Source organism: Streptomyces sp. NPDC093111 (assembly GCF_040683955.1).
GTDB lineage: Bacteria > Actinomycetota > Actinomycetes > Streptomycetales > Streptomycetaceae > Streptomyces.
This window is the reverse complement of sequence record NZ_JBFBNW010000036.1, coordinates 1-21,344: the sequence shown is the minus strand read 5'-3', so window position 1 is coordinate 21,344 and position 21,344 is coordinate 1. Positions and strand designations below refer to the sequence as shown.

Genomic DNA, 21,344 nt, shown 5'->3' with positions numbered 1-21,344 from the left:
CGGCCACCCCGGGGCTGTTGCATGTCGTGGCGGCCGGACGGCCGGAGCGGGCGGGAGCTCCCGGCGCTCTCCGCCGGCCCCGGCCGGGAACGGCACGGGGACGACGGGCAATGCCGGAGGTCAGCGGCGCTGCTGCTTCTGTCGTGCGAGGTAGGCGTCCTGGAGGCGGGCGAACCGCTCGTGGATCGGCGCTCCGATCTCGCACGGCTCCTCGGCCTGGCAGGCCGCGCAGCCACCGAGGTGCGTCGTCGAGTCCTCGAACGACTTCATGTAGCGGACGTACAGGTCGTCGGTCGGGCGGGCGGTCATCGGCCGCTGCCCTGCGAGGAGCGCTTGTTGACCTCGGCGAGCTTCCGGCTCAGCTCCCCGGGGTCGTCGGCCATCAGGGGACGGACCAGCTGGTAGAAGGTGTCGGTCTCGTCCCGCTCCGGGCCGCGCTGGTTGTCCTCTTCCTCCATGTCGCTGTAGAGGCCGGCCGACGGAGCGGCGGGAAGGGGACGTGTCATCATGCTGAGCATCAGGTCCTCCGAGTCAGGTCCTGGACAGCCCCGGGGCCCTAATCCCTGGGGCTGTCGCCGTTCACTCCCCAATTGGGGAGTTGGCCGCTGTACGAGCAGCCACGGCCCCGGCCACCCCGGCTTCGTCGGGGTGGCCGGGGCCGTGGGCGTTCGTCCGGAAGGTGGATCAGGCGGCGCCGGCCGGAAGGGCGCGGGACGCGAAGTCCTTCGCCCTCTGGAAGATCGGTTCGGGAAGGCCGTGCCGCGCTCGGAGCTCCTCGACCTCCGCGTCGCTGAGGCCGTACCGCGAAGCACCGTTCACGTAGTTCGACAGGGCCTCGTAGTGGTCCTCCGGGAGGACCCCGCCGTTCTGCGCGACGACGTCGGCGAACTGCGGAAGCACGAGGTTGAGGAAGTGGAAGGCGTAGTCCCTGTCCTCCGTCCGGGGCTCGGCCGGGCTGCTCCCACCCTCACCCGGCTGCTCCTGGGCCGCCCGAAGGCGGTCTTCCAGCCCGGCAGCCTTCTCCTCCGCACGGTTCGCCCGGGAGTTGGCGACCTCGTACGCGGCCAGTGCCGACTTCCGAGCGACGCGAGCCTCGTTCAGTTCGCCGGTCAGGCGCTTCACCTCGGCGTCCTTCGCCTCGGCGCTCACGGCCTGGGCGGTGACCTCCTGCTCGGCGCGGGCGAGCTCGTCGCGTAACGCGTCGGCGGTCGTGCGTCGTACAAACGGCAGCTTCATGCGGCTGTCCCTTCATGCTGGAGGTCAACTCGGCTGGTCGTACGAGCAGCCACGGCCCCGCCCACCCCGGTTTCGTCGGGGTGGCCGGGACCGTGGGCGTTCGTCCGAAGCGGATCAGCTCGCGCGGCGCTCGGGGTGCAGCGTCTTGAGCGGCACCGGCGGCGCTCCCAGCGGCGCGGCACCGGCGGGCAGCTGCGCCCGGCGGGCGTCGGCGTCGCGAACCGCAGGCGCGGTCGCCGCCCACTGTTCCTTCCGCAGCCGCCACAGGGGCCGGCCGTTGCCGCGCTCGTCGCCCACCGGCGCCTGCTTCTGCGCGGCGATCTGGCTGACGGCCGGGGCGACCGCGACCTTGGGCTTGCGCCGCACGGTGGTCCGGCGGCGGTGGCCGGTCTCCGCGTGACCGTCCTCCAAGCGCTCCGCCCACTTCTTCACCAGCACGTCGACCGTGACCAGGCGGTTGCTGCCCAGGCGGCAGCGGACGGCCGCGTCCTTCCATGGGCGGCCGGTGTCGTGCGGCACGAGCTTGGGCTTCTTGGTCTGGAGGCCGGTGATCGGCACCCACGTCTCGCAGTCGGGGCAGACCAGCGACGCGCAGGCGGGGCGCAGGTCGTACTGGTTGGGCTTGAGGGTGGAGAGGACGAGCGCCGGGCGGGCGTTGACGGTGCGAGAGCGGGTCCGGCTCTTGCGGGGCCGGGCGGTGCTCTCAACGGTGGAAGCAGACATCTGAACTCCTCGTGACGGAGCGGCAGGGGGAGCGTCGCGATGCTCTCTCCGCCCTCCAGGCCGCACGGCACAAGGCCGGCGTCCCGCAGGACAGACAGCGCACAGCGCTGCGACGTGCACGCAGTGGTCGCGGCCGTCAGGCTCCGGAGGAGTTCGATGGTGCTCTCGCGCCCTCGGATTCCCAGCGAGCTGGGGAGGACTACTCCGGCCGACCCCGAAGGGCGGACGACTACTGCAGTGGTTCGACTACGGGGTGTTCCCGGGGGATCACCGTCTTACGTACATCAGGTTGCCTCAGGTACCCTCAGGTGTCAAGCGGTATAGTGAGGCACCTAGACGGAAAGAAGGAGGCGAGGCGACATGCCAGGGCAACCGCGGGCCGACAATCGGCCGCCGTACGCGCGCATCGCAGGTCACTACCGGGACCTCATCAGCTCCGGGGAGCTGACGCCGGGCGACCTGCTGCCCAGCATCCGTGCCCTGGCTGATCAGTGGCAGGTCAGCACCGCAACGGCCGACCGCGCCATGAAACTGCTGCGAGACGAGAAGCTGGTCAACGGCATCCCGGGCGTCGGCACCGAGGTCATGGCGCGTCCCGTGTCGCTCGCATCCGGATCGGAGCGCCACGATCGGAGCGCCACCACGAAGTCGTCGTGGGGCGTGGGAGAGAAGTCCTCCGGCCACACCGCGGGCATGGTGCCGGCCCCCGAGGACGTCGCGGATGCGCTCGGCATCGAGCCTGGCGAGGACGTGATTCGTCGAAGCCGTGTCTACCGAGATGCTCACGGGATCGTCTCCCACTCAACGTCCTGGATCCCGGCGGAGTTCGCCCAGGTGCTGCCCGAGCTCGCGCGCAGCGAGCGCCTCAGGGGCGGGCTGTCGCTGGACCTCATCGCCGAAGCCACTGGGCGCCACGTCGTACAGCGTGTTGATGAGGAGACGGCGCGCATCGCCACCGCCCGCGACCTCGAGCTCCTGGAGCTGGAGCCCGACACTGTCGCAGCGATCCTTGTGCTGACCGCGCGCTTCCTGGACGCCGACGGCGAGCTGCTGGAGTACGGCGTGGACTTGGGGGCCCCGGGCCGCACCCGTCGCACGACGTCGGAGGTGCGGCGGTGAACAGGCACGAGACCGTCGTGCTGGACGACACGCTCGTCTCTTGCCTCGAAGACCGCCTCGACCAGCTCCTTCGAGCGGAGCGCACTGACACCCTCACGACGCTGGAAGGACGATCTAATATCACGCGCATCGCCGCCGCTTTGTCCGGCCGACCGGGCCCCGCGCCTCGCGCGATCCTCATGACCGGTCTGCAGGGTGCTGGCAAGACGACCCTCGCCCGCGCCCTGGAAGAGGCGGGGTTCCGGCGCCTCTGCCCGGACGAGGAGATGTTCCGCCGCTACGGCCACTACGGCAGGGACTTCCCCCGTGGGCAGTTCCGAGTCCGGGAGGCGCCCGTACTCAAGGACATCGCCCTTGAGCTCCAGGAACTCCTGGCGGCTGGACACGAGGTTGTGGTCGACCACGGCTTCTGGACTCCGGAAGAGAGGGCCCAGTGGGCAGCGACCGTGACGGAGGCCGGCGGCGAACCCGTTCTCGTCTACCTGCCTGTGCCGCACGAGGTGCGCTGGGACCGGATCCGTAAGCGCAACGAGCGGTCGCTGGTCGACGCGAACAGCATCGAGTTCAGCGAGGAGGACCTGCTCAGGCACGCAGGGCGTTTCTGCCCGCCGAGCGACGATGAACCGCACATCGTGTACGACGGCAATCCGGACAGCGTCCTCGACCTGCTCCGCCGCGCGAAGCAGCCGAATGCGGATGGAAACGCAGAACACTGAGCCTCCCGAGTCGACGGACCGTGCGCTTCGGTTCTAGGTCCGCCAGACTCGGGAGTTCCAGATCTGACATGTGGCCGGATCACTTGGCCACACAGGCCACGAGGTTGGGGGCGGGATGGCGCAGAAGCCGAGGCAGCTGACGCCCTGGGTGTCGCCCTTGCACAACTGGGGATACCAGCTGCGGGAGCTGCGGACCTCTCGGGGGCTGAGCCTTCGCGAGCTCGGCAAGATGACTCGTATCGACCACAGCCACCTGGGACGATTCGAGCGCGCGGAGCGAACTCCCGACCGGTCGCAGGCTGTGGTCCTGGACGACAAGCTGGGCGCCAGCGGCATGTTGCTCCGCCTGTGGGAGCGGATCGGTGACGAGCGTGGCCATGTGGCCAATCCCCCGGCCCATGTGGCCAGATCATCGGCGGATCTGGCTTTTGCCCTGGCTGACCAGGCAGCGTCGGACGGTGAAGGGATCTCTGTCCCGTGTCGTCTAGCTGATGGGTCGGTGGTTTGGGTGGCTCTGAATCGGCGTGCGTTGCTGCGCACGGGGATGGGGCTCGGGGCTGCGGCTGCGGTCGGCGTCGGTTCGCCGGCCTTCGCGGACTCGGGTGCCGTTCCCGGTCTGGTCCGCAAGGCCCGGGCCGCGTACGCGTACGGCTCGACGCCGGTGGAGCACCTGCGTCGCACCCGCCGCCTACTGATCGACAACGACAACCTGCTCGGGCCCCGGCACGCCGTCGCCGCGGTGCGCGACCATATCCAGGTCATCCAGGAGCTGCGCCGGGACGCGAAGGGCGCCGACCGGCGCGACTTGATGGAGCTCCAGACGCAGTACGGCGAGTTTCTGTCCTGGCTCTATCAGGACCTGGGGAACCCGCAGGCGGCGTCGTACTGGCTGGACCGGGCCATGCAGTGGTCTCACACCGTCGGCGACAACGACCTGACCACGTACGTCATGGCCCGCAAGGCACAGCTGGCCGGCGACACGGCCGACCTGGTCGACGTGGTCGACCTCGCCGAAGCCGCCCAGCGCATGGCCCGTCCGCGCAGCCGCCTCGCCGCCGTCGCGCGCACCTACGAGGCGTACGGACACGCGCTGCGCGGTGACGCCGACGAGAGCGAGCGGGCCATCGACGACGTCCGTAACGCCCTCGATGGCGCCGCCGCCGACCCCACCCCGTGGGGCGTGTGGCTGAACGCCTCGTACGTGGAGGTCCACCGCGCCCAGGGCCTCGAGGCCCTGGGCAAACACGACCAGGCCGCCGACGCGTTCGGCGCCGCCATCCGGCTGGTGCCGGACGGCTACCACCGCGACCGGGGCGTCTACATGGCGCGGCAGGCCGTGGCGTTGGCCGGCGCCCGCGCCCCAGAGCAGGCCGCCGCGCTCGGGATGCACGCGCTGACGGTGGCGGAGGACACGGGCTCCGGCCGGATCACGAACGAGCTCGTCCGGCTCGACAAGGCCCTGATTCCCTGGCAGCGCGAGCCGGCTGTAGCCGAGTTCCGCGCCACCTTCGACTCCACCCTCTTTCACGAGACTGAAACGGATGCCTGAGCAGATGACTGCCCGCCCGTACGTTCTGCTGTCCGCCGCCATGTCGGTCGACGGCTACCTGGACGACACCAGCCCCGAGCGGCTGCTGCTCTCCAACGCTGAGGACTTCGAACGCGTCGACCAGGTCCGCGCGGAGTCCGACGCCATCCTGATCGGCGCGAACACCATGCGCCGGGACAACCCGCGCCTGTTGGTCAACAGCGACGAACGCCGTGCTCAGCGCGTCGCCGACGGCAAGTCGGCCTACCCGCTCAAGGTCACGGTCACCCGCACCGGCGACCTCACCGCCGACCTGAAGTTCTGGCACCACGGCGGCGACAAGTTGGTCGTCACCGTCGACAGCGCGGTGGAAAAGGTCCGTGCGACGCTCGGGGGCCTCGCCGACGTCGTCAGCGTCGGGCCCGACCTCGACTGGGGCCTGGTCCTCGATGAGCTCGGGCGCCGCGGCGTCAAGCAGCTGATGGTGGAGGGCGGCGGCACGATCCACACCCAGCTCATGGCGCAGAACCTGGCCGACGAGGTCCACCTCGCCGTCGCGCCGCTGCTCGTGGGCCAGGCCGACGCCCCGAAATTCCTGGGCGCCGCCGACTACCCGGGCGGGTCGACCTCCCGGATGCGTCTGCTGGAGGCCCGCGCGATCGGCGACGTCGTGCTCCTGCGCTACGCCCCGAAGGAGCGCGGCTGATGTACGCGCCCGACCGAGATGAGGACCTCCGCTGGATGCGGCGCGCGATCGGCCTCGCCGCGCTGTGCCCCCCGGCTGCCGGGGCGTACTCGGTGGGCGCGGTCATCGTTGCCGAGGACGGCACCGAGCTGGCGTCCGGATACTCCCGCGCGACCGGACCCCGCGAGCACGCGGAGGAAGTCGCGCTCGCCCAACTCCCCCAGGGCGACCCGCGGCTCGCCGGGGCGACGATCTATAGCACGCTGGAGCCCTGCTCCCAGCGCAGCGCCTCCCGTACGCCGTGCGCGCGGCGGATCCTCGAGGCCGGCATCCCGCGCGTCGTCATCGCCTGGCGTGAGCCGAGCCTGTTCGTCGACGACTGCGTCGGCTACGAGCAGCTGGTGGCGGCCGGGGTGACCGTGGTGGAACTGCCCGAGCTGACAGCGGCCGCGAAGGCCGCCAACGCGCACCTGGGGGACCTGGCATGACGAACCAGGTGTATCTGATCGGCTCCACCGACTCTTCCCTCGTAAAGATCGGCTGGACCGACAACCCGAACCGGCGTCTCCGTGACCTTCAGACGGGTTCACCCGTAGTCCTACAGCTGCTCGCAGTCTTCGAGGGCGGCCCCATCGTTGAGGCCGAACTCCACCGCCGGTTCGCTGATAAGCGCCGTCACGGCGAATGGTTCGACCTCGGCCCCGATCCGGTGGCAGTGGTAAGCCCGTTCGTGAAGGCCGCGCAGGTGGAGGAAGACGAGCGCCTGGGGGTCCGCCAGCCGGTGCACGACCTGGACCCCAAGTACGCCTCCATTGAGGAGTGGTCCGTGTGGATGCCGGATATCCCCCCGCGGGTGTACGAGCGGGTGGAGCAGGAGTGCCCGACCTGGAAGGAAGCTGGACGGTGCCTGTGCGACAGCTGACCTTCCCGCAGCCGGGCCGGGCCAGACTTCGACGGCCCGGAGCGCTGGCTGACGCGGAAGTGGGGTACGGGCACGGACCCTACCGGGCGCCGAACAAAACTCAGTTCGCGGTGGCCACTTCCCCCACGCGGAGATCAGATCGTGTATCTTTCATGGTTACGACGATCATGGAAGGCGTGGCTATGTCCGACTCGGACCGCTCGCAGCGGGTGGACGCTCTGCTGAACGGCCTGCCCGAGGCTCTGCCGTCTCCGCGCGTGCGCGCGAAGCTGCGCCTCGCGGCCGGCCTTACTCAGCAGGATGTCGCGGACGCCGTGGGCGTGAAGAGGGTCGCGGTCACGCGCTGGGAGCTGGGTCAGACCAGCCCTCGGCGCCCGCACCGCGAGAACTACTTGCGTCTCCTCAAGGGCCTCGCGGAGCGCTTTCCCGAGGCCGCGGAAGCGGATGAGGGCACGCCGACGCCAGCCTCGGATTCAAGGGGGTCGGGGTGACGTAGCCGCCACCGGCCGCGCGGCCACCTTGCGGACTGACAATCCGCTTCGGCCAGCGCGGCCCTTCGCACCGACTGGGCGTGACACCTCAGTTCGGCTGCTCAGTTCCGGTTGACGCCGGTCCTGAGCTTCGGCTCATCGAGCCAATCCATCTGCAATACCCCGCCTTCGACAAGCGGGTCGGCCCCTTTGACAAGGGCCACCAGCAGTACCCCGACCGCGGACAACGGTCGGCGCCCTACCCGCAAGACCTGGCCATTGACGACGGTCAAGTCCTGCACCTCAGCAACACCCGGCCGCTGACAACGGCCACGTCCCGCTGATCCGCGGGGCCCCGTGAGGGGTCCTGCGGTTCACCAAGATCAAGAGGAGAGGAGAAATCTCCCCCCGCCCGATCGAGGTCCGCCCGCTTCTCACGAAGGGGGCGTTCCTGACACATCCATGGAGACCGGTCCAGCCCCGAGGGGCTCTGGTCGGTCCAGCTATATGGAGAGCAGGTCGTTTCTCATAGTGCCCGAAGTGGTGTCCCCCTGTCAGCTTGACCTTGTCCGTTTCATGTCGGTTCAGGCGCGGCGGTCGTCCCGTGTGACGGGATCGGCGTACGGTTCCTCCCTTCTTTTCCTGTTCGTACAGGAAGAGGGTCTTCCGGTAGGAAGCTACAAGCGCGGGGCTTTCGGAGCGGTCTCGCCGGGTCCGATCGCGACGCCGGCCGTCCGGCTCGTGCACCCGCTCGTCGACGTCGTCCACAACTCCGTCGACGGGAGCGTCCTCGAGGACGGCGTCCCGTGTGGCGGGACGCGATCTGAAGTTGTTGCCCGCCGTGCGGGAGCGCGGGGGGTGATCCGGGCTCCGCGGACTTTGTCCACAGGCCGACTCGTGCAGGGTCGTCGGATGGATCACGAAGCACGCGTTTTGCCTGCTGAGGGGGGTGTCCGCTTTGGCGTGTACACCAGCCTGATGACGACACAGGCGATCTCCATCGCACCGGCCGGGACGGTGGGCCGATGAGCAGCACGGCGGCACCGGCCGTCGCGCTGATTCCTGCCCCGCGTCCGTCGGTCGACGTCGACGCGGTCTCGGTGCTGCCCGCGACGCTGTACGTGCCGGAGGCGTCCCAGTGGCTGACGACGTCGACGGGCCGGATCGCGCTGGACGGCTACTCCTGGATGCAGGCGGTCCACTGGGTCGCCGGGTCCGGGCTGTACGAGCCGCGCCGGTACCGGTCGCACGGGCCGCGCTCGTTCGGGCCGACGACGGTGCGCGTCGCCCAGGAGCTCGCGGAGCTGTTCCCGTGCCGTCCGGGGATCGAGTACCTGGTGCGGCGCACCGGGCTGTCGGAGCGGTCGGTGGAGTACCACCTGGGGATGCTGCGGGAGGCCGGGCTGCTCGCGTACGTCGTGCGGGGCACCAGGGTTCGCGGGGCGGCCGCGCAGGCGTCGGAGTTCGCGCGGATGGTGCCGGTGGAGTTCGACGTGGCGCTGGGCGTCCGTACGGCCGGTGAGGGCACCGGGCGGCGGATGACCGGGATCGCGGAGGCCGGCCGGGAGCTGATGGCGGCGCTGGCGAAGAAGGCGGCCCGCAAGGTCCGTAAGCGGCGGGCGAAGTCGTCCTCGAAGGCCCCGTCGAAGGGTGCCCGGAAGGGTGCTGACCAGGGTGCTGTGACGGCTGTTTCGGATGAGGTCCGTTGCACCCCAATGGGGGGTAGTTCCCGCAGTGTTTCTTCTGCGGGTACTACTTCCTTCCCCCCTGAGAGCAAGCTCGCAAGCGGGCAGAGCAAGTCCCCCACCCCGAAGAAGGTCAAGCGCGGCCGCCGGAAGCTCAACGCGGTGGGGCGCCGTTTCCAGCTGGCCTCGGAGCTGATCCGACAGGTGCCGTGGATGGGCCGCGCTGCGGTGCCCCGGATCGCCTGGATCCTCAAGGACGTTGCTGACGCGGGCTGGACGGCCGACCAGGTGATCGCGTTCCTGGACTGCGGCGACGCCCCGGGCACCGTCCACCGGCCCTCCGGCTTCCTCGCCGGGCGGCTGAAGGGCGCGGTGGCGCTGTGGCCGACCGAGGAAGGCCGGGAGCGCGCCGTCCAGGCGTACCGGGACTCCCGGCGCGCGGAGAAGGCCCGCCACCAGGAGTGGGAGGGCGACTGGACGCCCCCGCGCAGCATGGCGGTCCGTCGCATGGTCGCTGAGGCGTTCGCCCCGCAGGCGCAGCCCTCCGACCAGTACGAGTCGCTGCCCGAGCTGGGCGGTGTCGAGGACCTGAGCGAGCAGGACTTGGCGGACATGCGGGCCACGGGCTGGGGCGAGTTCATGGCGGGCGACACCACGCTCGTCATGAGCACCTACGACGCCCTCGGCCCGGCCGCCGCCGTGCACATCTTCGGCGCTGACCTGGTGCAGCGCGCTCGCAAGCTGGCAAGCGGCAGCTCGCTGATGAACGTCGGACGCCGGTAGGAGGCCGTGATGACCGAGACCCTGAACACCACCACCACCACCAGCAGCAGCGAGCAGCCGGCCCCGGAGCTGTCGGGCGTCGACCTGGCCCGGGTCGCGCTGCACCAGGCGCGCGAGGCCGCCAAGACCCGCGGCGAGGGCAGCACCCGCAAGACGAAGCGCCCCCTGCGGACGATGGTGCGGCGTGACGGCCGGGAGGTGAGCGGGTTCGGAGCCGTGCTTCAGGGCCTGATGGCCGACCGGGCCTGGGACATCCCGGCCGCAGGCGGAAGCATCCTGGACCAGTGGCCGGCCATCGCGGCCGCGCTCTCCCCGAAGCTGGCCTCGCACGTGACGGCGGTCGCCTTCCACGCGGAGACCGGCCAGCTGGACCTGCGCCCGGACTCGCCCGCGTACGCCACGCAGCTGCGCCTGATCAGCTCCCGGATCGTCGCCGCGGCGAACGACGCGGTCGGCACCCAGGCGGTCCGCACCGTCCGGGTCCTGGCCGTGGGCGCCCCGGCCGCACCGGCCCGCGAGGCGGTCACCGCGACGTCGGCGGCGGCCGCGCCCGAGGCGCCGGTGAAGACCCGCGACATGGCCTCGCCCGGCTTCCACCGCGCCCTCACCGCCCACCAGGCCGTCCCGCGCGTCCAGCACGTGGCCTCGGGCGTCACCGAGGCGATTGGGCGGCAGAACCGGGCCATGCGCGAACTCAGCCGCCGCGCCTTCCCCGAGCCCGACGTCGTCCCCGATGATGCGCCGGCCCCGATCGAGCAGGCCCGCGCCCAGCGGCGCCGCCAGGCCGCGGCGACCGAAGCCGCCGCCCTGCGCCGGGCCCGTGCGGAGCGTGCAGCGAGGGAGGCCGGGACTGTGGCGGCGGTGACGCCCCAGCGGGCGCCGCTGCGGACGTCAGCGTGAAGTGTCGCTTCACTCAACAGAGTGCATGTACGCAATATGTACGCTGTTCGTACGCGAAACGTACGCTTCATGGGGTAGAGTGTTCTCAGGAGGTGCTTTCATGTCCGAGTTGTTCGACGCGGTCGACGCCCTGCTCGCGTCCCGCGCCGCCCTGCCGCCACCGGCGGAGCGCAAGCGGCTGCGTGCCGCGCACGGCCTGACGATCGACGAAGTGGCCACCGCACTGCAGGTGCGCCGGGCCACGGTGTCCGGCTGGGAGTCCGGCAAGACCGAGCCCCGCCCGCCGGAGCGCGACGCCTACGCCCGACTGCTGGACAAGCTCGCGGAGCTCTACCCCGCCACCCAGGCCGACACGGCCACGCCAGCCCCCGCCCCTGACCCGGTGGTGCCGGCCACGTTCACCGCCGCGCCCGCCCCGGCGGAAGCACGGACTCTGTCCACACGGGAGGCGTCCGAGGCTGCGGTCATGACTGCAACCGAGAACACCCAGACCCCCGCCCCTGCTCCCGTCGCCGCTGCTCCGGCCGCCGCGACCCGTCCGGCGCGCACCACCAGGACGTCGTCGACGTCGCGCCGACCGGGTGCGAAGAAGGCGGCCCCGGCCAACACCCCGGCGGGCGGCGCCGACCCGCGGTTCGAGAACGGCCCGTTGGCGGTCGTCGACGTCGAGGACGGGAAGGTGCTGGCGTACTGCACCGGCGGCCTGGTCCTGGACGTGCCCGCCAAGAGCATCCCGGCCCTGGTCGACTGGACGCTGCGCGAGGCGAAGCTCGGGGCTCCGAAGCTGTCGGGGCCGGGCAAGGACGCCGACCCGCTGATCGTGCTCACCGAGGCCGCTCTGGAGCGCTACGGCCTGCCGGTCACGCTCACGGAGGAGGAGAAGCTCGCCGGGCGGATCCCGGAGGGCCACAAGGTCATCAAGCAGCTGGCCCGCGCGGAGTGGAAGCTGACGAAGCGTGGCTTCGGCCCGTGGGCGCGGATCTACCGCCCCGCGACCGGCTCGGAGCGGGCCTGCGTGCAGCTGTGCATCCCGTCGTGGAACGCACTCGACACCCGGCACTGGGGCACCGCCGGGCAGCTCCCGCCGGCGGAGCTCGCCCGCGTCCTTGGCGTCTACGCGTCCCGCGTGATGACGCCGCGCGGCTCTACCGCCGTCACCGGCCTGGAGCTGATGACCGCCCTGCATCCGCCGACTCGCGCGTCCGAGCCGGACGCCGACGGCAAGCGGCACTCCGAGCACAACCCCGGCTCGCTCGGCAAGGACGCCATCGACCCGATGAACTGGCCGCCGTGCGAGGTCCCCGACGGCCACCCCGTCCTCAAGGACATGCCCCGCTTCCACATGCGCGGCCCGGCGGAGAAGCTCTTCGAGGAGGCGTACGACTGGGCACGGCCGATGACCGACGCGGAGTGCACCCTGCGCCACCTGGTCGGCATCGACGTCAACATGGCCTTCGCCGCAGGCGCCAACGGCCTGCCGGTCGGCCTCGGGGAGGCCACGCACGTCACGAACCCGGTGTTCGACCCGAAGCTGCCCGGCTCCTGGCTGGTCGACCTCTCCCACGTCGACCTGTCCCGGGTGAAGGTCGGCAAGGAGTGGGTGGAGCTGGACGGCAACCTGCTGCCCTCCCCGTTCACGCCGAAGGGCGAGCGCCCCGAGGGCCCGGCCTGGTACGCGACGCCCACCGTCGCCTACGCCCAGGAGCTCGGCTACGAGGTGCGCCCGATCGAGGCGTGGGTGCGGTACGACAACGGCCGGTACCTGGACGGCTGGTACAACCGGCTCCGTGACGCCTACCTCGCCACGATGGCCGACCTCGGCGTCGACGCCGACCTCGCCCCGGCCGACTTCCTCGCCGCGATGCACGGCTACAAGGCCCGCGACCCGGAGCTGGCGATCGTCGTGTCGGCGGTCAAGGCGACGGTGAAGGGCGGCCTGGGGAAGCTGCGGGAGCGGCCCCGGGGCGAGAACTGGCGGCCGGGCGAGCCCTGGCGCGCCCTGGCCCGTCCGACGTGGCGGCCCGACATCCGCGCGGCGGTCATCTCCCGCACCCGGATCAACCTGCACCGGAAGATCGTGAAGCACGCGGCGTTCACCGGGCAGTACCCGATCGCGATCCTGTCCGACTGCGTCGTCTACGCCTCGAACGGCCCGAGCCCGCTGGACTTCCTGCCCTACCGGGAGGGCAAGCCGCTGCCCGGCGGCTTCAAGCTCGGCATCAACCCCGGCCTCGTGAAGTGGGAAGGCACGCAGGACGTCCTGTGGGGCGAGGAGGTCCGGGAGAAGTTCAACGCCCCGGAGCTCAACCTCGCCCGCTACATCAAGGACGGCACCGTCACCGACGTCGACAACGGAGAGTAGGAGTAGGCCACGATGAGCCTGTTCGGGGACGGCCTGGAGGCCGCGGTGCAGAAGGCGTTCACGCGTCCGGCGCCCAAGTCCGCGGGCCCGCAGATGCGGTACCTGGTCAAGAAGCTCGGCGGTACCAAGCCGGTCGCCGACCTGCTGGGGATGTCCCAGCGGCAGGTGGAGCGGTACGTGGCGGGCAAGGCCAAGAACCCCCGCCCCGCCCTCGCCGCGCGCCTGGAGCGCGAGGTGAAGAAGCGCTGGCAGCCCCAGATCCGGGCCATGGCCAGGGCGAAGGCGGCGAGCACGGGCGGCATCGTCATCGACACCCGCGCCCGCATGGGCTACACCGCCCCGATCGGGTCCACGGACCAGGACCGCATCCGGCACCTGACCGTCGCCCTGCCCCCGCAGTACGCCGCCCGCCTCTTCGACGCCCAGGAGGCCGGCGCCAGCGACGACGAGCTCCAGGAGATCGCCGCCGAAGGACTCAAGGAGGTGTACTTCCAGGACGGCGGCCGCCGCGCCGGCTCCCTGGAGGAGGTCCGGTTCACGGACATCGAGCACCTCGAGTTCGACCTGTAGCAGCCCCGAACGACGAGCGGGCCCGGACCGTGTGGTCCGGGCCCGCTCAGTTTCTGCGGTCAGGATGCGGAAGTGAGCTCCAACTCGTCACGTCCGCGTATTTGTGTCGGAAGCCGCTCGCGGACCCGGCACCCCGGCCCCGGGTTGCCCGGCCGCGAGCGCCTGGTCGACGAAGGCGCGGACCAGCTCGTGCGCCTCGGCAGTCGACACTTCCTCCTTCCACCTCTTCGTCCAGTGCCGGTCGCAGTACAGGTCGAAGACGTGTCCGCTCGTGGTGGTGCCCCGGTGCCGGACGCGCGGCTGCACGGGACAGCTCGCGTGCCGGGCCTCGGCTTCCAGGTGGAACCCGGCCACCGCAGCGTGGAACCGCAGGGGAAGGGTCCGCTCCTCGCGGCAGCGGCTGCATTCCAGCAGGTGCGCCACGACCTCCTCCCGCCGCAGCAGGAGCTCCGGGATGCCCTTCCCCTCCAAGGTGTTGCAGCTGGCGCAGACCGGACCGCGGACCAGGTCGTGCCCGTGGCAGTGGTCCCACACTGAGGCCCTGCTCGACTGGCACAGCCGGCACAGGTAGTCGTCGGCCCGCAGCTTCCGGGCCCGCATCTGCCCGTACGGCACCCCACGCAGGTGCCCGGTGTACGCGGTGAACTCCGCCCCCGAGCACGGCGGGCACATCGTCACGTACCCGGTCTTGGTCGACGTCCTCCAGCCGCTCCAGCGCGGCCCCCGCGCCCCGCACCGCGAGCACAGCCGCGCCCGATCGAGGAGCTTCTCCTCCACTACCTCCCACCGGTCCAGGAGGTCGGCATAGGCGCGGGGAAGCCACCAGCGGCCCTCGCACCGGGTGAGCAGCTCCAAGGGGTAGGTGCCGGCGATCGTGGACGCGCTCCCAGATCCGTTCCGCACGGTGACTAACTCCTCCCACGTCAGCCCGCCCGGAAGACCGTTCTCCCCGATCCGCGCCCACTCGCTGCGCTCGTCGTACGGACGATCCCGGGCCAGCTCCTTGGACAGGGCCTCGTGGTACATCCAGCCGGCGATCTGGCCACGCCAGTTCGCCCGGCCGCGGGCGTCCTCATCCTCGGCGCTGCTCTCCTCACGCCACCGCCGCCCGGGAAACACGACCTCGACCAGGTCCTCGTGGTCGACGGTCACGGCGGCCAGGTCCCGGGCGGCCCGGCGCACGTCACGCTCGTCGTACTGCCACGGCCCCTTGTGCTTGTACAAGCGCAAGGCGACGTCGCCGACGACGACGTGTCCGTGCCAGCGCAGGTGGTGCGACATCGTCTTCAGCAGGGCATCGGGGCGCAGGGGCAACGAGGCGTCGCGGGTCTCGTCCGTGAAGATGGCGCACGCCAGTTTCGGGCTGATCATGGGCATGGGCGGGAGCGTTGCAGACACCTCTGACAACGCCCTCCGCAGATTCGTACACAGCCGCGAAAGGCCGATCGGGTACTCGATACGCGTCCGATGTGTCCGGCCGCTAATCCTCGCCGTCGAAGCCACGGTCGAAGCCCTTGAGGACCGGATCGAGCTCGGCGGCCGCACCGCACAGCGAGCACAGCCGGACACCCGGCTGCTGCGCCACGTCCAGGGCCCGCTCCACCGTCAGCACCGGCACCCCGGTCGGGGCCTCGTCGCAGTCGACGGCGTGCACGACACCGCCTCGGGCGGGACCGCGGCCGCCGGCCTTCGCCAGCACCCAGCCCGACGGGCGGCGGGGCCCGAGGACCTGGTCCACGAGCGACGGCTTCGGGAGGTACTCGGTGGGCACGTCGTCGTACGAGACGCCGTCCACGGGCCGTACGTGCTGTGGCGCGCGCACCCAGACCCGGTACTCGGCAGGCTCCACCGAGCCCCCGGGCCCGTTGCGGTACGCGGGCAGGCCCACCTCGTACAGCCAGCCGTCGAGGACTTGGCGCTTCGCCCACAGCCGCGCCACGACCTCCTGGTCGCCGGGCAACAGCACCCGGATCGGCACCGGAGCCGGGTCGGGTGCGGGCGAAGGTGACGTCGACATGCCTCCACCGTAGACACCACGGACCGACAGAACGCCGTGACCTGCATGGACGCGGACTCTGTCCACAGGGCAGGCACCCGAGGCTGCGGCCATGACGATCAACGACTCGCAGCAGCCGGCCCCGCGCCACGGCAAGATCCTGGAGGCCCTCGCCCAGGCAGAGCGGAAGGTGTTCACCCGGCCCGCGCCGAAATCCGCTAAGGCTCAGGTGAAATTCCTCCTCACGCGGGCGAAGGGGTCGACCAAGGCCCTGGCGGAGCGCCTGGGCGTCTCGCGCCGCACGGTGGAGCGCTACCGCGCCGGACAGCTGGCGAAGCCGCAGAAGCGCCTCCAGGCCGCGCTGGTGGAGGAGACCGAGTCCGAGTGGCAACCGCAGGTCAAGGCACATGCACGGGAGCAGGCCGCGACCTCCACCGGCATGATGGTGCGCGTCGTTGCCCACTTCGGGTTCACTGCCAACGGGTCGTCCGATGACGGTCGCGAGCGCACGATCCTCACCCCGATATCGCCCACCTACGCCGCAGAGATCCTCCGGCTCCAGGAGGCCGGTGCGACGGATTCGGAGCTGCATCCGGTCGTCGCGGAGGCCATCACCGAGTCCTATTTCACGGAATGGGGAACCCGGGCCAAGGGTTTGCGTGTCGACCTAACGGACGTCCGATCCATTGAGTTCGAATTTTGAGACACCGCAATTCAGAGCCTGCTATAAACCGTATTCGCGGGCCGTCGCGGAAGCGCTCTGGCGGCGGCCCGCACCCTTTTTGACGCTCCGAATGCGAGGCCCTATGAGCACCCCCTGGCAGACCCGGCGGGCAACCCGTCGGCCCTTCGCCGCCCGCGCGGCCGCGCCCCGCGAGCCGGTCGACCCCGCCCGCATCGGTCGGCGCGTCGTACGGCGCCGGGCGAAGGGCATGGACGCCGGCGCCGTCGCGGCGGCCCTCGAGGACGCCCGCTTCGACGCGCGGCAGAACTCCCGCCACGAGGACCTGGTCGACGACGAGCGCGGCCGCGCGGAGCTCGCGGAGTGGGAGCGCCTGGACCAGCTGCTCGCCGCCGCGCCCGCCGGCACCGTGTACGACCCGGACACCGACACCGTCGTCCAGGCCGAGCTCGCCGCCGAAGCCGCGGCCGCCGCCGCCCGCGAGGCCGAGCTGCGCGAAGCAGCCCGGGTCGCGGCCCGCGCCGACGAGCTCCAGGCGCTGCGCGAGCTCCACGCCCTGGAGCAGACCGAGCCCCGCGATGGGGACGAAGCCGTGCGCGACGAGCTGACCCGGCGAGCCGGCGGATACGTCCAGGCCGACGTCGACGCCTGGCTCGCCCGCGCCCTGGCCGCGCACCGCGGGCACTACGCCGACCCGGCCGCCCGCGAAGCCGCCGCCGGCCTCCTGCCGCCGCCGGTCCTCGCCCACGCCGCACTGCTCGCCGAACTCGTCCGCCTGGTCCCCGGCGTCGACATGGACCAGCTGGCGTTCGCGGCCCGGCTCGCCACCACCGAACCCGAAGCCGCCGGTGACCTCGCCGCGCTCCTCTCCCGCGCCCGCTCCGGCGCCAGCTGACCGCACCACGCTCTTCCGGCCGGGTGTCACGCTGACTGAGCGTGAGCGTGACACCGGCTGTCACGCTCCCTCGGGAAAGTGTCACGCCACCTCGAATGTGTCCCTTTATGTCCGCTTCTCGGGGCCCGTAGGGGCCTCCAGGGCAGTTTCGGGGGCGGAGCGTGACACATAAGAGTTGATCTCCCGACCACTTATAAGCAGTACGGAACGTAGTCATGGGGGCCGGTTCAGCCGGAGTGGTCCCGGGCCCCGCGGCCCGGCGATACCGTGGTGAGCAACGCCAGTTCTGCCCTCTGGAGCCCTCGATGAGCGAACAGCCGGCCCCCGCCGACACCGCCGCCCGGCAGCTGGAGCCTGCGGCCGCCGACGCCGTCCGCGCGTACGCGGCCAAGACCCGCGCCGACGCCGACCGGTTCGCCGCCGTCCTGGAGGACATCGCCACCAACGGCCTGCCCGACCCCGAGCAGTGCACCCCGTGGGAGGAGCTGCGCGAGGCCCACCTCGCCCGCCTCGCGCGGCAGCGCCCGGCCGTCGCCTGATGGCCCCGCAGCACGGCCCCCGCCGCGCCCGGATCGCGTTCTCCGACTCCGCCGCCAAGCAGCTGGAGAACCTGACCAGCGAGGCGGAGATCCACGCCCTGGACCGCGCCCTGGTCGTCGTCTCCGTCGACCCCGAGGTCGGCGAGCCGATCCCCGGCAGCGCCGCCGGCCCCCAGCTGCGCGAGTACGCCGACGAGGTCGAGCGCGTGCGCTTGTTGTACTGGGTCACGGCCTTGAAGACCGTGGTCGTGGTCGCCTACCTCGAGGTCTGACCCGCGACGTCCTGGACCAGGCCGACCGCGTCCTGCTGGCGCGGTCGGCCTCTGCACGTGTTCGTCGGTTGGTGAGGGATCGGGTCCGTCGGTTGATGAGGGATCGCTCGCGTACAAGGAAGACCTAGGACTGACTGACCAGAGGACGAGCGCGCCCTTCCCACCCGCCGTAGGCGAAGTACCGGAAGTACAGCCGGGCAGCCCTCGCCAGCCGGCTCGCCACTCGCCTTGCACCCTTGCACCCATCGCCCCGCCGCCGTCGGCCCCGAGCTCCACGCCGACGGCGCGCCCTGCAACATGCCCGTGCAACGCACGAGTGCAACAGAGTCCGCGTTGCGGTCCTGACCTGCGCCAACGTCCCTCACCGTGCGGATCGGGCACGTGTTGCGCTCTGCGTTGCAGGCCCCGGCCCGCACCCGCCTTGCACCCCATTAGTAGGTACTACAGGTAGTACCTATGTGCGGGTTGTAGATCTCTCCCCCTGAGAGCGAAGCTCGCTGCGCGGGCACACACCACCCGCCGCCACCTGCACCGAGGCCCACCCCGCCCGTCCGGCGCACATGATCCTTCCCGGCCCTGTACGGCCGTCTGCGGCGTTCTGACGCCCTCCGGGCTCCCGAGCGACGATCAAGGCACCGAAAGACGCTCACAGCGGCGCACAGCGCTTCGAGGGGCGGTAAAGCGTCCTCCCGCCTCGGCAACGACTCCACGACGGGCGCCACGCCCTCGCTCCTCGGTCGCCGTCTTCCGCTGCTCCCGGCCCCGAGCTCTGCTCTCAGGGGGAAGGAGACTCAACCCGCACGTAGGTACTACCTGTAGTACCTACCAATGGGGTGCAAGACGCGCTCCGCCTCGGCCCGGCCGCGGCCGCCGGCGGCCCGTCACCCGGCCGGGTGCAGCGCCTCGTGCTGCTCGGCCGCCGACGTCCCGCTGCTCCTGGCGGTGAAGGGTGCAAGACGCCTGCTGCACGTCCGGCGAGGAGCGCAGCGCAGCATTCGCACGGCCCAGACGGCACACGGGTGCTGCACGGGTAGCAAGGGCGCCCTGACCCGAGCAGCACGCGACGCAGCAGACCACCGGGGCCGCTGCCGTTTGTTCTGCTGCTCCAGAACAAAGCGGTTCACCTAGTGCTACCGCCGCTCGTGGAGGGGAGTCAGCCGGCGAGCCGGAGGGCGGGCCGGGTCTCGGGGACCGGGGCGTCTTCCCCGCCGTCGGGATCAGGGTTGGGGTCGAAGCCGGTGTCGGTGCGCGCGTCGCTCGCCCGCGGGGGTCGGATGTCGCCGGTGGGGAAGTTCAGCGGCCACACGAAGGTGTCGGGGTCGCTGAGGTGGTTGAGCATGTGGGGGAGCGACTCGTACGCGGCGAAGAGCGGGTGGATGAGCACGCTGCCCTGGCGGTGCCGGCCGTCGAGGAGGCCCTTGTCCTTGAGCTGGCCGATCGCGCGGGAGACCGCGGCCTGGCTGATGTCGAGCCGCTGGGCGACGTCGGCCTGCCGGATCTTGACGAGGCCGCAGGGCTCCTGGCGGGCCTGGAGGATGTCGAAGACGTCGCGCGCCGTGGGGTTCAGCCGGGCGTTCGGCAGGACCTCGAAGGCGTCCGGGCTGCGGAAGCCGGGGATGGGGCTGTCGCTCATCGCTCTGCCTTCCTCACGTTCGGGATGACGATCTCGCGGGCCGTCAGGACCTTCGGGCCCAGCTTGTTGACCAGGGCGCGCTGCTTGTCGCTCCCCCAACGGTAGGCGTAGAGGGGGTGCAGGCGGTACATGCCCCTGCTCTCCTTCCAGGCGAAGTTCTGGCGGGAGAGCTCGCCGATGGAGCGGGAGACCTTCGACTGCGAGCAGCCGAACTTCTCCGCCAGGCCGCGCTGGGTCATCTTCACCATGGACTGGTCGTCGTGGTGGACCGTCATGTGGTCCAGCACGTTCCTCGCCATGGAGGAGAACCCGAACTTCCACAGCTCGTCCTGGAGCCGCTGGGAGGCGCTGAGGTGGATCCGCCCGTAGAAGGCGTAGGGCTTCGGGTCGCCCTTCGTGGAGAAGGTGCCGCCCTTGCGCCCCAGCTCCTCCAGCCTCTTGAGCAGGTCCCGCGCGGACTCCAGCCCGCCGAAGTCGTCGGGCTTCTGAGGCACCGGTGCCGGGCGCACGGCCCTGGCGCCGGCGGTCGCGCTACGCCTCTGGGACTGGGCCACTGGCCCTCCTTACGAAGATCATCGAGACGCATAACATACCAGGGGTGACATGTTATTCGGAGAACGATGCACCGAGGCGGCGCGTCCCTTGCCTTGACCCCTTGATGCAGCTACGTGCATACAACTCACGCTCCGGCGACGCGTTGTATGCGCCCAGGGTGCATACAACTTCCGCGTTTCCGCAGGTCAGAGCGTTGCGCCTTCTGTAATCTTTAAGAGCGACCAGGGTCCGGCCGCCACGAGCCCCTGTCGGCGGCACCCACCGACATGTCGCTCGTAGCCGCGGCAGGAACGGGCGTGTCGGCAACGACAACCATCGTGGTGCGCCAGGCCCGGCCCCTGTGGCCGAGCTCGCTTCGCGTGCGGCACCGCTGCCCTCGCGCGGGCCGTGGACAGCACCAACGGCTCTGAGTCTCGGGTGGTGCCGACCGCGACGGTCAAAAGCCAGGAAGCGTGGCTGATGCCGGTGGGCGGTTCCGCCGACCGGCCGGGGGGCCGTTCGGCTTCGGTACCTCCGCACGCCGGAATTTCGACTTTCCGATTTCCGGGGTACCGTTCTATGGCTGAGGCCGAGCCTTCCCAATTCGTTATTCCTCGCGTAAGTGGTCGGTCGAATGCCGGTGCTGATGCAACCTCACAAGCCGCGCCTGCCCGTGCGGTTGGGGGGTGTCCTGTGTTTCCGCCAACGGTACATGCTGCATCTACCGGATGCATCCGATACACTGGAACCCACACGAACGAGCGACCCCCACCCCCTCGTAGCCAGCCAGGCCCGCGCCAGCGGGCCCAACGGTTCTGGAGGCGCAGCCGGAAGGACCGTCAGGCGGGGGAGCGCAGCGGACCCGCCGGGAGCGCCCCGCGCTCCCCTCAACTCCCGCACTGGAGGCCCCACTAGCCGCACCGTCAGGACCCGATCGGCCCGGCCGCGCGCTGCGCGGCCCGCCGGGCGCGCAGCGGCCGGCCCCACCGGTCCCAGGAACGCAGCGGAGGGGACCGCCCGTGCTCCGCACGGGCGCGGGGAGCGCAGCGAGCCGCTTCGCTTGCACATCGCGCAGCGATGTGGTACCCGCTCCG

The 21,344-nt window shown here is 71.0% G+C and carries 24 protein-coding genes and 1 pseudogene; 16 read left to right on the top strand and 9 right to left on the bottom strand.

From position 1 onward, the window contains the following. Nucleotides 1-120 precede the first annotated feature (120 nt). The 4 genes from AB0Q96_RS37735 to AB0Q96_RS37720 all read right to left on the bottom strand — a co-directional run bounded on the left by AB0Q96_RS37735 (nt 121) and on the right by AB0Q96_RS37720 (nt 1,959). Complete coding sequence (locus tag AB0Q96_RS37735; protein WP_365333646.1) at nt 121-309, bottom strand: hypothetical protein; 189 nt, start codon at nt 307-309, stop codon at nt 121-123. Beyond that, complete coding sequence (locus tag AB0Q96_RS37730; RefSeq protein WP_365333645.1) at nt 306-509, bottom strand: hypothetical protein; 204 nt, start codon at nt 507-509, stop codon at nt 306-308. The genes AB0Q96_RS37735 and AB0Q96_RS37730 overlap by 4 nt, the downstream gene beginning before the upstream one ends. 175 nt (nt 510-684) lie before the next feature. Beyond that, entirely contained in the window at nt 685-1,236 is a 552-nt protein-coding gene (locus tag AB0Q96_RS37725; protein WP_365333643.1) for a hypothetical protein, read from the bottom strand. Nucleotides 1,237-1,350: 114 nt separating this feature from the next. Beyond that, nucleotides 1,351-1,959, bottom strand: a complete 609-nt coding sequence (locus AB0Q96_RS37720; RefSeq protein WP_365333641.1) for a hypothetical protein — start codon at nt 1,957-1,959, stop codon at nt 1,351-1,353. A 360-nt stretch (nt 1,960-2,319) separates the two neighbouring features. Between AB0Q96_RS37720 and AB0Q96_RS37715 the strand changes: the two genes are divergently transcribed. The 8 genes and pseudogenes from AB0Q96_RS37715 to AB0Q96_RS37680 all read left to right on the top strand — a co-directional run bounded on the left by AB0Q96_RS37715 (nt 2,320) and on the right by AB0Q96_RS37680 (nt 7,420). Next, entirely contained in the window at nt 2,320-3,078 is a 759-nt protein-coding gene (locus AB0Q96_RS37715) for a GntR family transcriptional regulator (protein ID WP_365333640.1), read from the top strand. Further along, entirely contained in the window at nt 3,075-3,794 is a 720-nt protein-coding gene (locus AB0Q96_RS37710; protein ID WP_365333638.1) for an ATP-binding protein, read from the top strand. The genes AB0Q96_RS37715 and AB0Q96_RS37710 overlap by 4 nt, the downstream gene beginning before the upstream one ends. A 115-nt stretch (nt 3,795-3,909) precedes the next feature. Further along, nucleotides 3,910-4,128: pseudogene (locus AB0Q96_RS37705) on the top strand (helix-turn-helix transcriptional regulator); the annotation flags it as partial. A 174-nt stretch (nt 4,129-4,302) separates the two neighbouring features. Further along, entirely contained in the window at nt 4,303-5,343 is a 1,041-nt protein-coding gene (locus AB0Q96_RS37700) for a DNA-binding protein (RefSeq protein WP_365333732.1), read from the top strand. 4 nt (nt 5,344-5,347) lie between these two features. After that, nucleotides 5,348-6,028: a dihydrofolate reductase family protein gene (locus tag AB0Q96_RS37695; protein WP_365333730.1), complete on the top strand. Its 681-nt coding sequence runs from the start codon at nt 5,348-5,350 to the stop codon at nt 6,026-6,028. Beyond that, nucleotides 6,028-6,495: a deaminase gene (locus AB0Q96_RS37690; RefSeq protein ID WP_365333636.1), complete on the top strand. Its 468-nt coding sequence runs from the start codon at nt 6,028-6,030 to the stop codon at nt 6,493-6,495. Before AB0Q96_RS37695 ends, AB0Q96_RS37690 begins: the two co-directional genes overlap by 1 nt. Further along, nucleotides 6,492-6,929 (top strand): GIY-YIG nuclease family protein, encoded by a 438-nt coding sequence (locus AB0Q96_RS37685; protein WP_365333634.1) that lies wholly within the window; start codon nt 6,492-6,494, stop codon nt 6,927-6,929. Before AB0Q96_RS37690 ends, AB0Q96_RS37685 begins: the two co-directional genes overlap by 4 nt. Before the next feature lie 152 nt (nt 6,930-7,081). After that, nucleotides 7,082-7,420 (top strand): helix-turn-helix transcriptional regulator, encoded by a 339-nt coding sequence (locus tag AB0Q96_RS37680; protein WP_365333632.1) that lies wholly within the window; start codon nt 7,082-7,084, stop codon nt 7,418-7,420. Nucleotides 7,421-7,521: 101 nt separating this feature from the next. Here the strand turns inward: AB0Q96_RS37680 and AB0Q96_RS37675 are convergent, their stop codons facing one another. Further along, nucleotides 7,522-7,692, bottom strand: a complete 171-nt coding sequence (locus AB0Q96_RS37675; RefSeq protein ID WP_365333630.1) for a hypothetical protein — start codon at nt 7,690-7,692, stop codon at nt 7,522-7,524. A 732-nt stretch (nt 7,693-8,424) separates the two neighbouring features. Between AB0Q96_RS37675 and AB0Q96_RS37670 the strand changes: the two genes are divergently transcribed. From AB0Q96_RS37670 to AB0Q96_RS37655, 4 genes are all read left to right on the top strand, one after another. Continuing rightward, nucleotides 8,425-9,867, top strand: coding sequence for a helix-turn-helix domain-containing protein (locus AB0Q96_RS37670; RefSeq protein ID WP_365333628.1), 1,443 nt, complete (start codon nt 8,425-8,427; stop codon nt 9,865-9,867). Nucleotides 9,868-9,876: 9 nt separating this feature from the next. After that, nucleotides 9,877-10,767 (top strand): DciA family protein, encoded by an 891-nt coding sequence (locus AB0Q96_RS37665; RefSeq protein ID WP_365333626.1) that lies wholly within the window; start codon nt 9,877-9,879, stop codon nt 10,765-10,767. Nucleotides 10,768-10,867: 100 nt separating this feature from the next. Then, nucleotides 10,868-13,129 carry a helix-turn-helix transcriptional regulator gene (locus tag AB0Q96_RS37660; protein ID WP_365333625.1) on the top strand — a complete coding sequence of 754 codons (2,262 nt, stop codon included), beginning with the start codon at nt 10,868-10,870 and terminating at the stop codon, nt 13,127-13,129. A 12-nt stretch (nt 13,130-13,141) separates the two neighbouring features. Then, complete coding sequence (locus tag AB0Q96_RS37655; protein WP_365333623.1) at nt 13,142-13,699, top strand: XRE family transcriptional regulator; 558 nt, start codon at nt 13,142-13,144, stop codon at nt 13,697-13,699. An 87-nt stretch (nt 13,700-13,786) separates the two neighbouring features. Here the strand turns inward: AB0Q96_RS37655 and AB0Q96_RS37650 are convergent, their stop codons facing one another. Together AB0Q96_RS37650 and AB0Q96_RS37645 are read right to left on the bottom strand one after the other, a co-directional pair. Then, entirely contained in the window at nt 13,787-15,076 is a 1,290-nt protein-coding gene (locus tag AB0Q96_RS37650) for an endonuclease domain-containing protein (protein ID WP_365333621.1), read from the bottom strand. 103 nt (nt 15,077-15,179) lie between these two features. Continuing rightward, nucleotides 15,180-15,716: a DUF6233 domain-containing protein gene (locus AB0Q96_RS37645; protein WP_365333619.1), complete on the bottom strand. Its 537-nt coding sequence runs from the start codon at nt 15,714-15,716 to the stop codon at nt 15,180-15,182. A gap of 91 nt (nt 15,717-15,807) precedes the next feature. Between AB0Q96_RS37645 and AB0Q96_RS37640 the strand changes: the two genes are divergently transcribed. The 4 genes from AB0Q96_RS37640 to AB0Q96_RS37625 all read left to right on the top strand — a co-directional run bounded on the left by AB0Q96_RS37640 (nt 15,808) and on the right by AB0Q96_RS37625 (nt 18,083). After that, complete coding sequence (locus tag AB0Q96_RS37640; RefSeq protein ID WP_365333617.1) at nt 15,808-16,398, top strand: terminal protein; 591 nt, start codon at nt 15,808-15,810, stop codon at nt 16,396-16,398. A 103-nt stretch (nt 16,399-16,501) separates the two neighbouring features. Beyond that, nucleotides 16,502-17,272, top strand: coding sequence for a hypothetical protein (locus tag AB0Q96_RS37635; RefSeq protein ID WP_365333615.1), 771 nt, complete (start codon nt 16,502-16,504; stop codon nt 17,270-17,272). Between the two features lie 305 nt (nt 17,273-17,577). After that, nucleotides 17,578-17,811 (top strand): hypothetical protein, encoded by a 234-nt coding sequence (locus tag AB0Q96_RS37630; protein ID WP_030655479.1) that lies wholly within the window; start codon nt 17,578-17,580, stop codon nt 17,809-17,811. Further along, the gene (locus tag AB0Q96_RS37625; protein WP_365333613.1) at nt 17,811-18,083 is read left to right on the top strand and encodes a hypothetical protein; all 273 of its coding nucleotides are present in this window, start codon (nt 17,811-17,813) and stop codon (nt 18,081-18,083) included. Before AB0Q96_RS37630 ends, AB0Q96_RS37625 begins: the two co-directional genes overlap by 1 nt. A gap of 1,153 nt (nt 18,084-19,236) precedes the next feature. Here AB0Q96_RS37625 and AB0Q96_RS37620 read toward each other — a convergent pair. Beyond that, nucleotides 19,237-19,716 (bottom strand): MarR family transcriptional regulator, encoded by a 480-nt coding sequence (locus tag AB0Q96_RS37620; protein WP_365333611.1) that lies wholly within the window; start codon nt 19,714-19,716, stop codon nt 19,237-19,239. After that, nucleotides 19,713-20,270, bottom strand: coding sequence for a replication/maintenance protein RepL (locus AB0Q96_RS37615; RefSeq protein ID WP_365333609.1), 558 nt, complete (start codon nt 20,268-20,270; stop codon nt 19,713-19,715). The genes AB0Q96_RS37620 and AB0Q96_RS37615 overlap by 4 nt, the downstream gene beginning before the upstream one ends. Between the last annotated feature and the right edge of the window lie 1,074 nt (nt 20,271-21,344).

Coding starts and splice junctions, on each gene's coding strand:
- AB0Q96_RS37630 (WP_030655479.1), top strand. CDS start 17,578: ATGAGCGAACAGCCGGCCCCCGCCGACACCGCCGCCCGGCAGCTGGAG.
- AB0Q96_RS37695 (WP_365333730.1), top strand. CDS start 5,348: ATGACTGCCCGCCCGTACGTTCTGCTGTCCGCCGCCATGTCGGTCGAC.
- AB0Q96_RS37635 (WP_365333615.1), top strand. CDS start 16,502: ATGAGCACCCCCTGGCAGACCCGGCGGGCAACCCGTCGGCCCTTCGCC.
- AB0Q96_RS37650 (WP_365333621.1), bottom strand. CDS start 15,076: ATGCCCATGATCAGCCCGAAACTGGCGTGCGCCATCTTCACGGACGAG.
- AB0Q96_RS37655 (WP_365333623.1), top strand. CDS start 13,142: ATGAGCCTGTTCGGGGACGGCCTGGAGGCCGCGGTGCAGAAGGCGTTC.
- AB0Q96_RS37690 (WP_365333636.1), top strand. CDS start 6,028: ATGTACGCGCCCGACCGAGATGAGGACCTCCGCTGGATGCGGCGCGCG.
- AB0Q96_RS37735 (WP_365333646.1), bottom strand. CDS start 309: ATGACCGCCCGCCCGACCGACGACCTGTACGTCCGCTACATGAAGTCG.
- AB0Q96_RS37670 (WP_365333628.1), top strand. CDS start 8,425: ATGAGCAGCACGGCGGCACCGGCCGTCGCGCTGATTCCTGCCCCGCGT.
- AB0Q96_RS37725 (WP_365333643.1), bottom strand. CDS start 1,236: ATGAAGCTGCCGTTTGTACGACGCACGACCGCCGACGCGTTACGCGAC.
- AB0Q96_RS37620 (WP_365333611.1), bottom strand. CDS start 19,716: ATGAGCGACAGCCCCATCCCCGGCTTCCGCAGCCCGGACGCCTTCGAG.
- AB0Q96_RS37720 (WP_365333641.1), bottom strand. CDS start 1,959: ATGTCTGCTTCCACCGTTGAGAGCACCGCCCGGCCCCGCAAGAGCCGG.
- AB0Q96_RS37680 (WP_365333632.1), top strand. CDS start 7,082: ATGGTTACGACGATCATGGAAGGCGTGGCTATGTCCGACTCGGACCGC.
- AB0Q96_RS37665 (WP_365333626.1), top strand. CDS start 9,877: ATGACCGAGACCCTGAACACCACCACCACCACCAGCAGCAGCGAGCAG.
- AB0Q96_RS37730 (WP_365333645.1), bottom strand. CDS start 509: ATGATGACACGTCCCCTTCCCGCCGCTCCGTCGGCCGGCCTCTACAGC.
- AB0Q96_RS37640 (WP_365333617.1), top strand. CDS start 15,808: ATGACGATCAACGACTCGCAGCAGCCGGCCCCGCGCCACGGCAAGATC.
- AB0Q96_RS37645 (WP_365333619.1), bottom strand. CDS start 15,716: ATGTCGACGTCACCTTCGCCCGCACCCGACCCGGCTCCGGTGCCGATC.
- AB0Q96_RS37660 (WP_365333625.1), top strand. CDS start 10,868: ATGTCCGAGTTGTTCGACGCGGTCGACGCCCTGCTCGCGTCCCGCGCC.
- AB0Q96_RS37715 (WP_365333640.1), top strand. CDS start 2,320: ATGCCAGGGCAACCGCGGGCCGACAATCGGCCGCCGTACGCGCGCATC.
- AB0Q96_RS37625 (WP_365333613.1), top strand. CDS start 17,811: ATGGCCCCGCAGCACGGCCCCCGCCGCGCCCGGATCGCGTTCTCCGAC.
- AB0Q96_RS37685 (WP_365333634.1), top strand. CDS start 6,492: ATGACGAACCAGGTGTATCTGATCGGCTCCACCGACTCTTCCCTCGTA.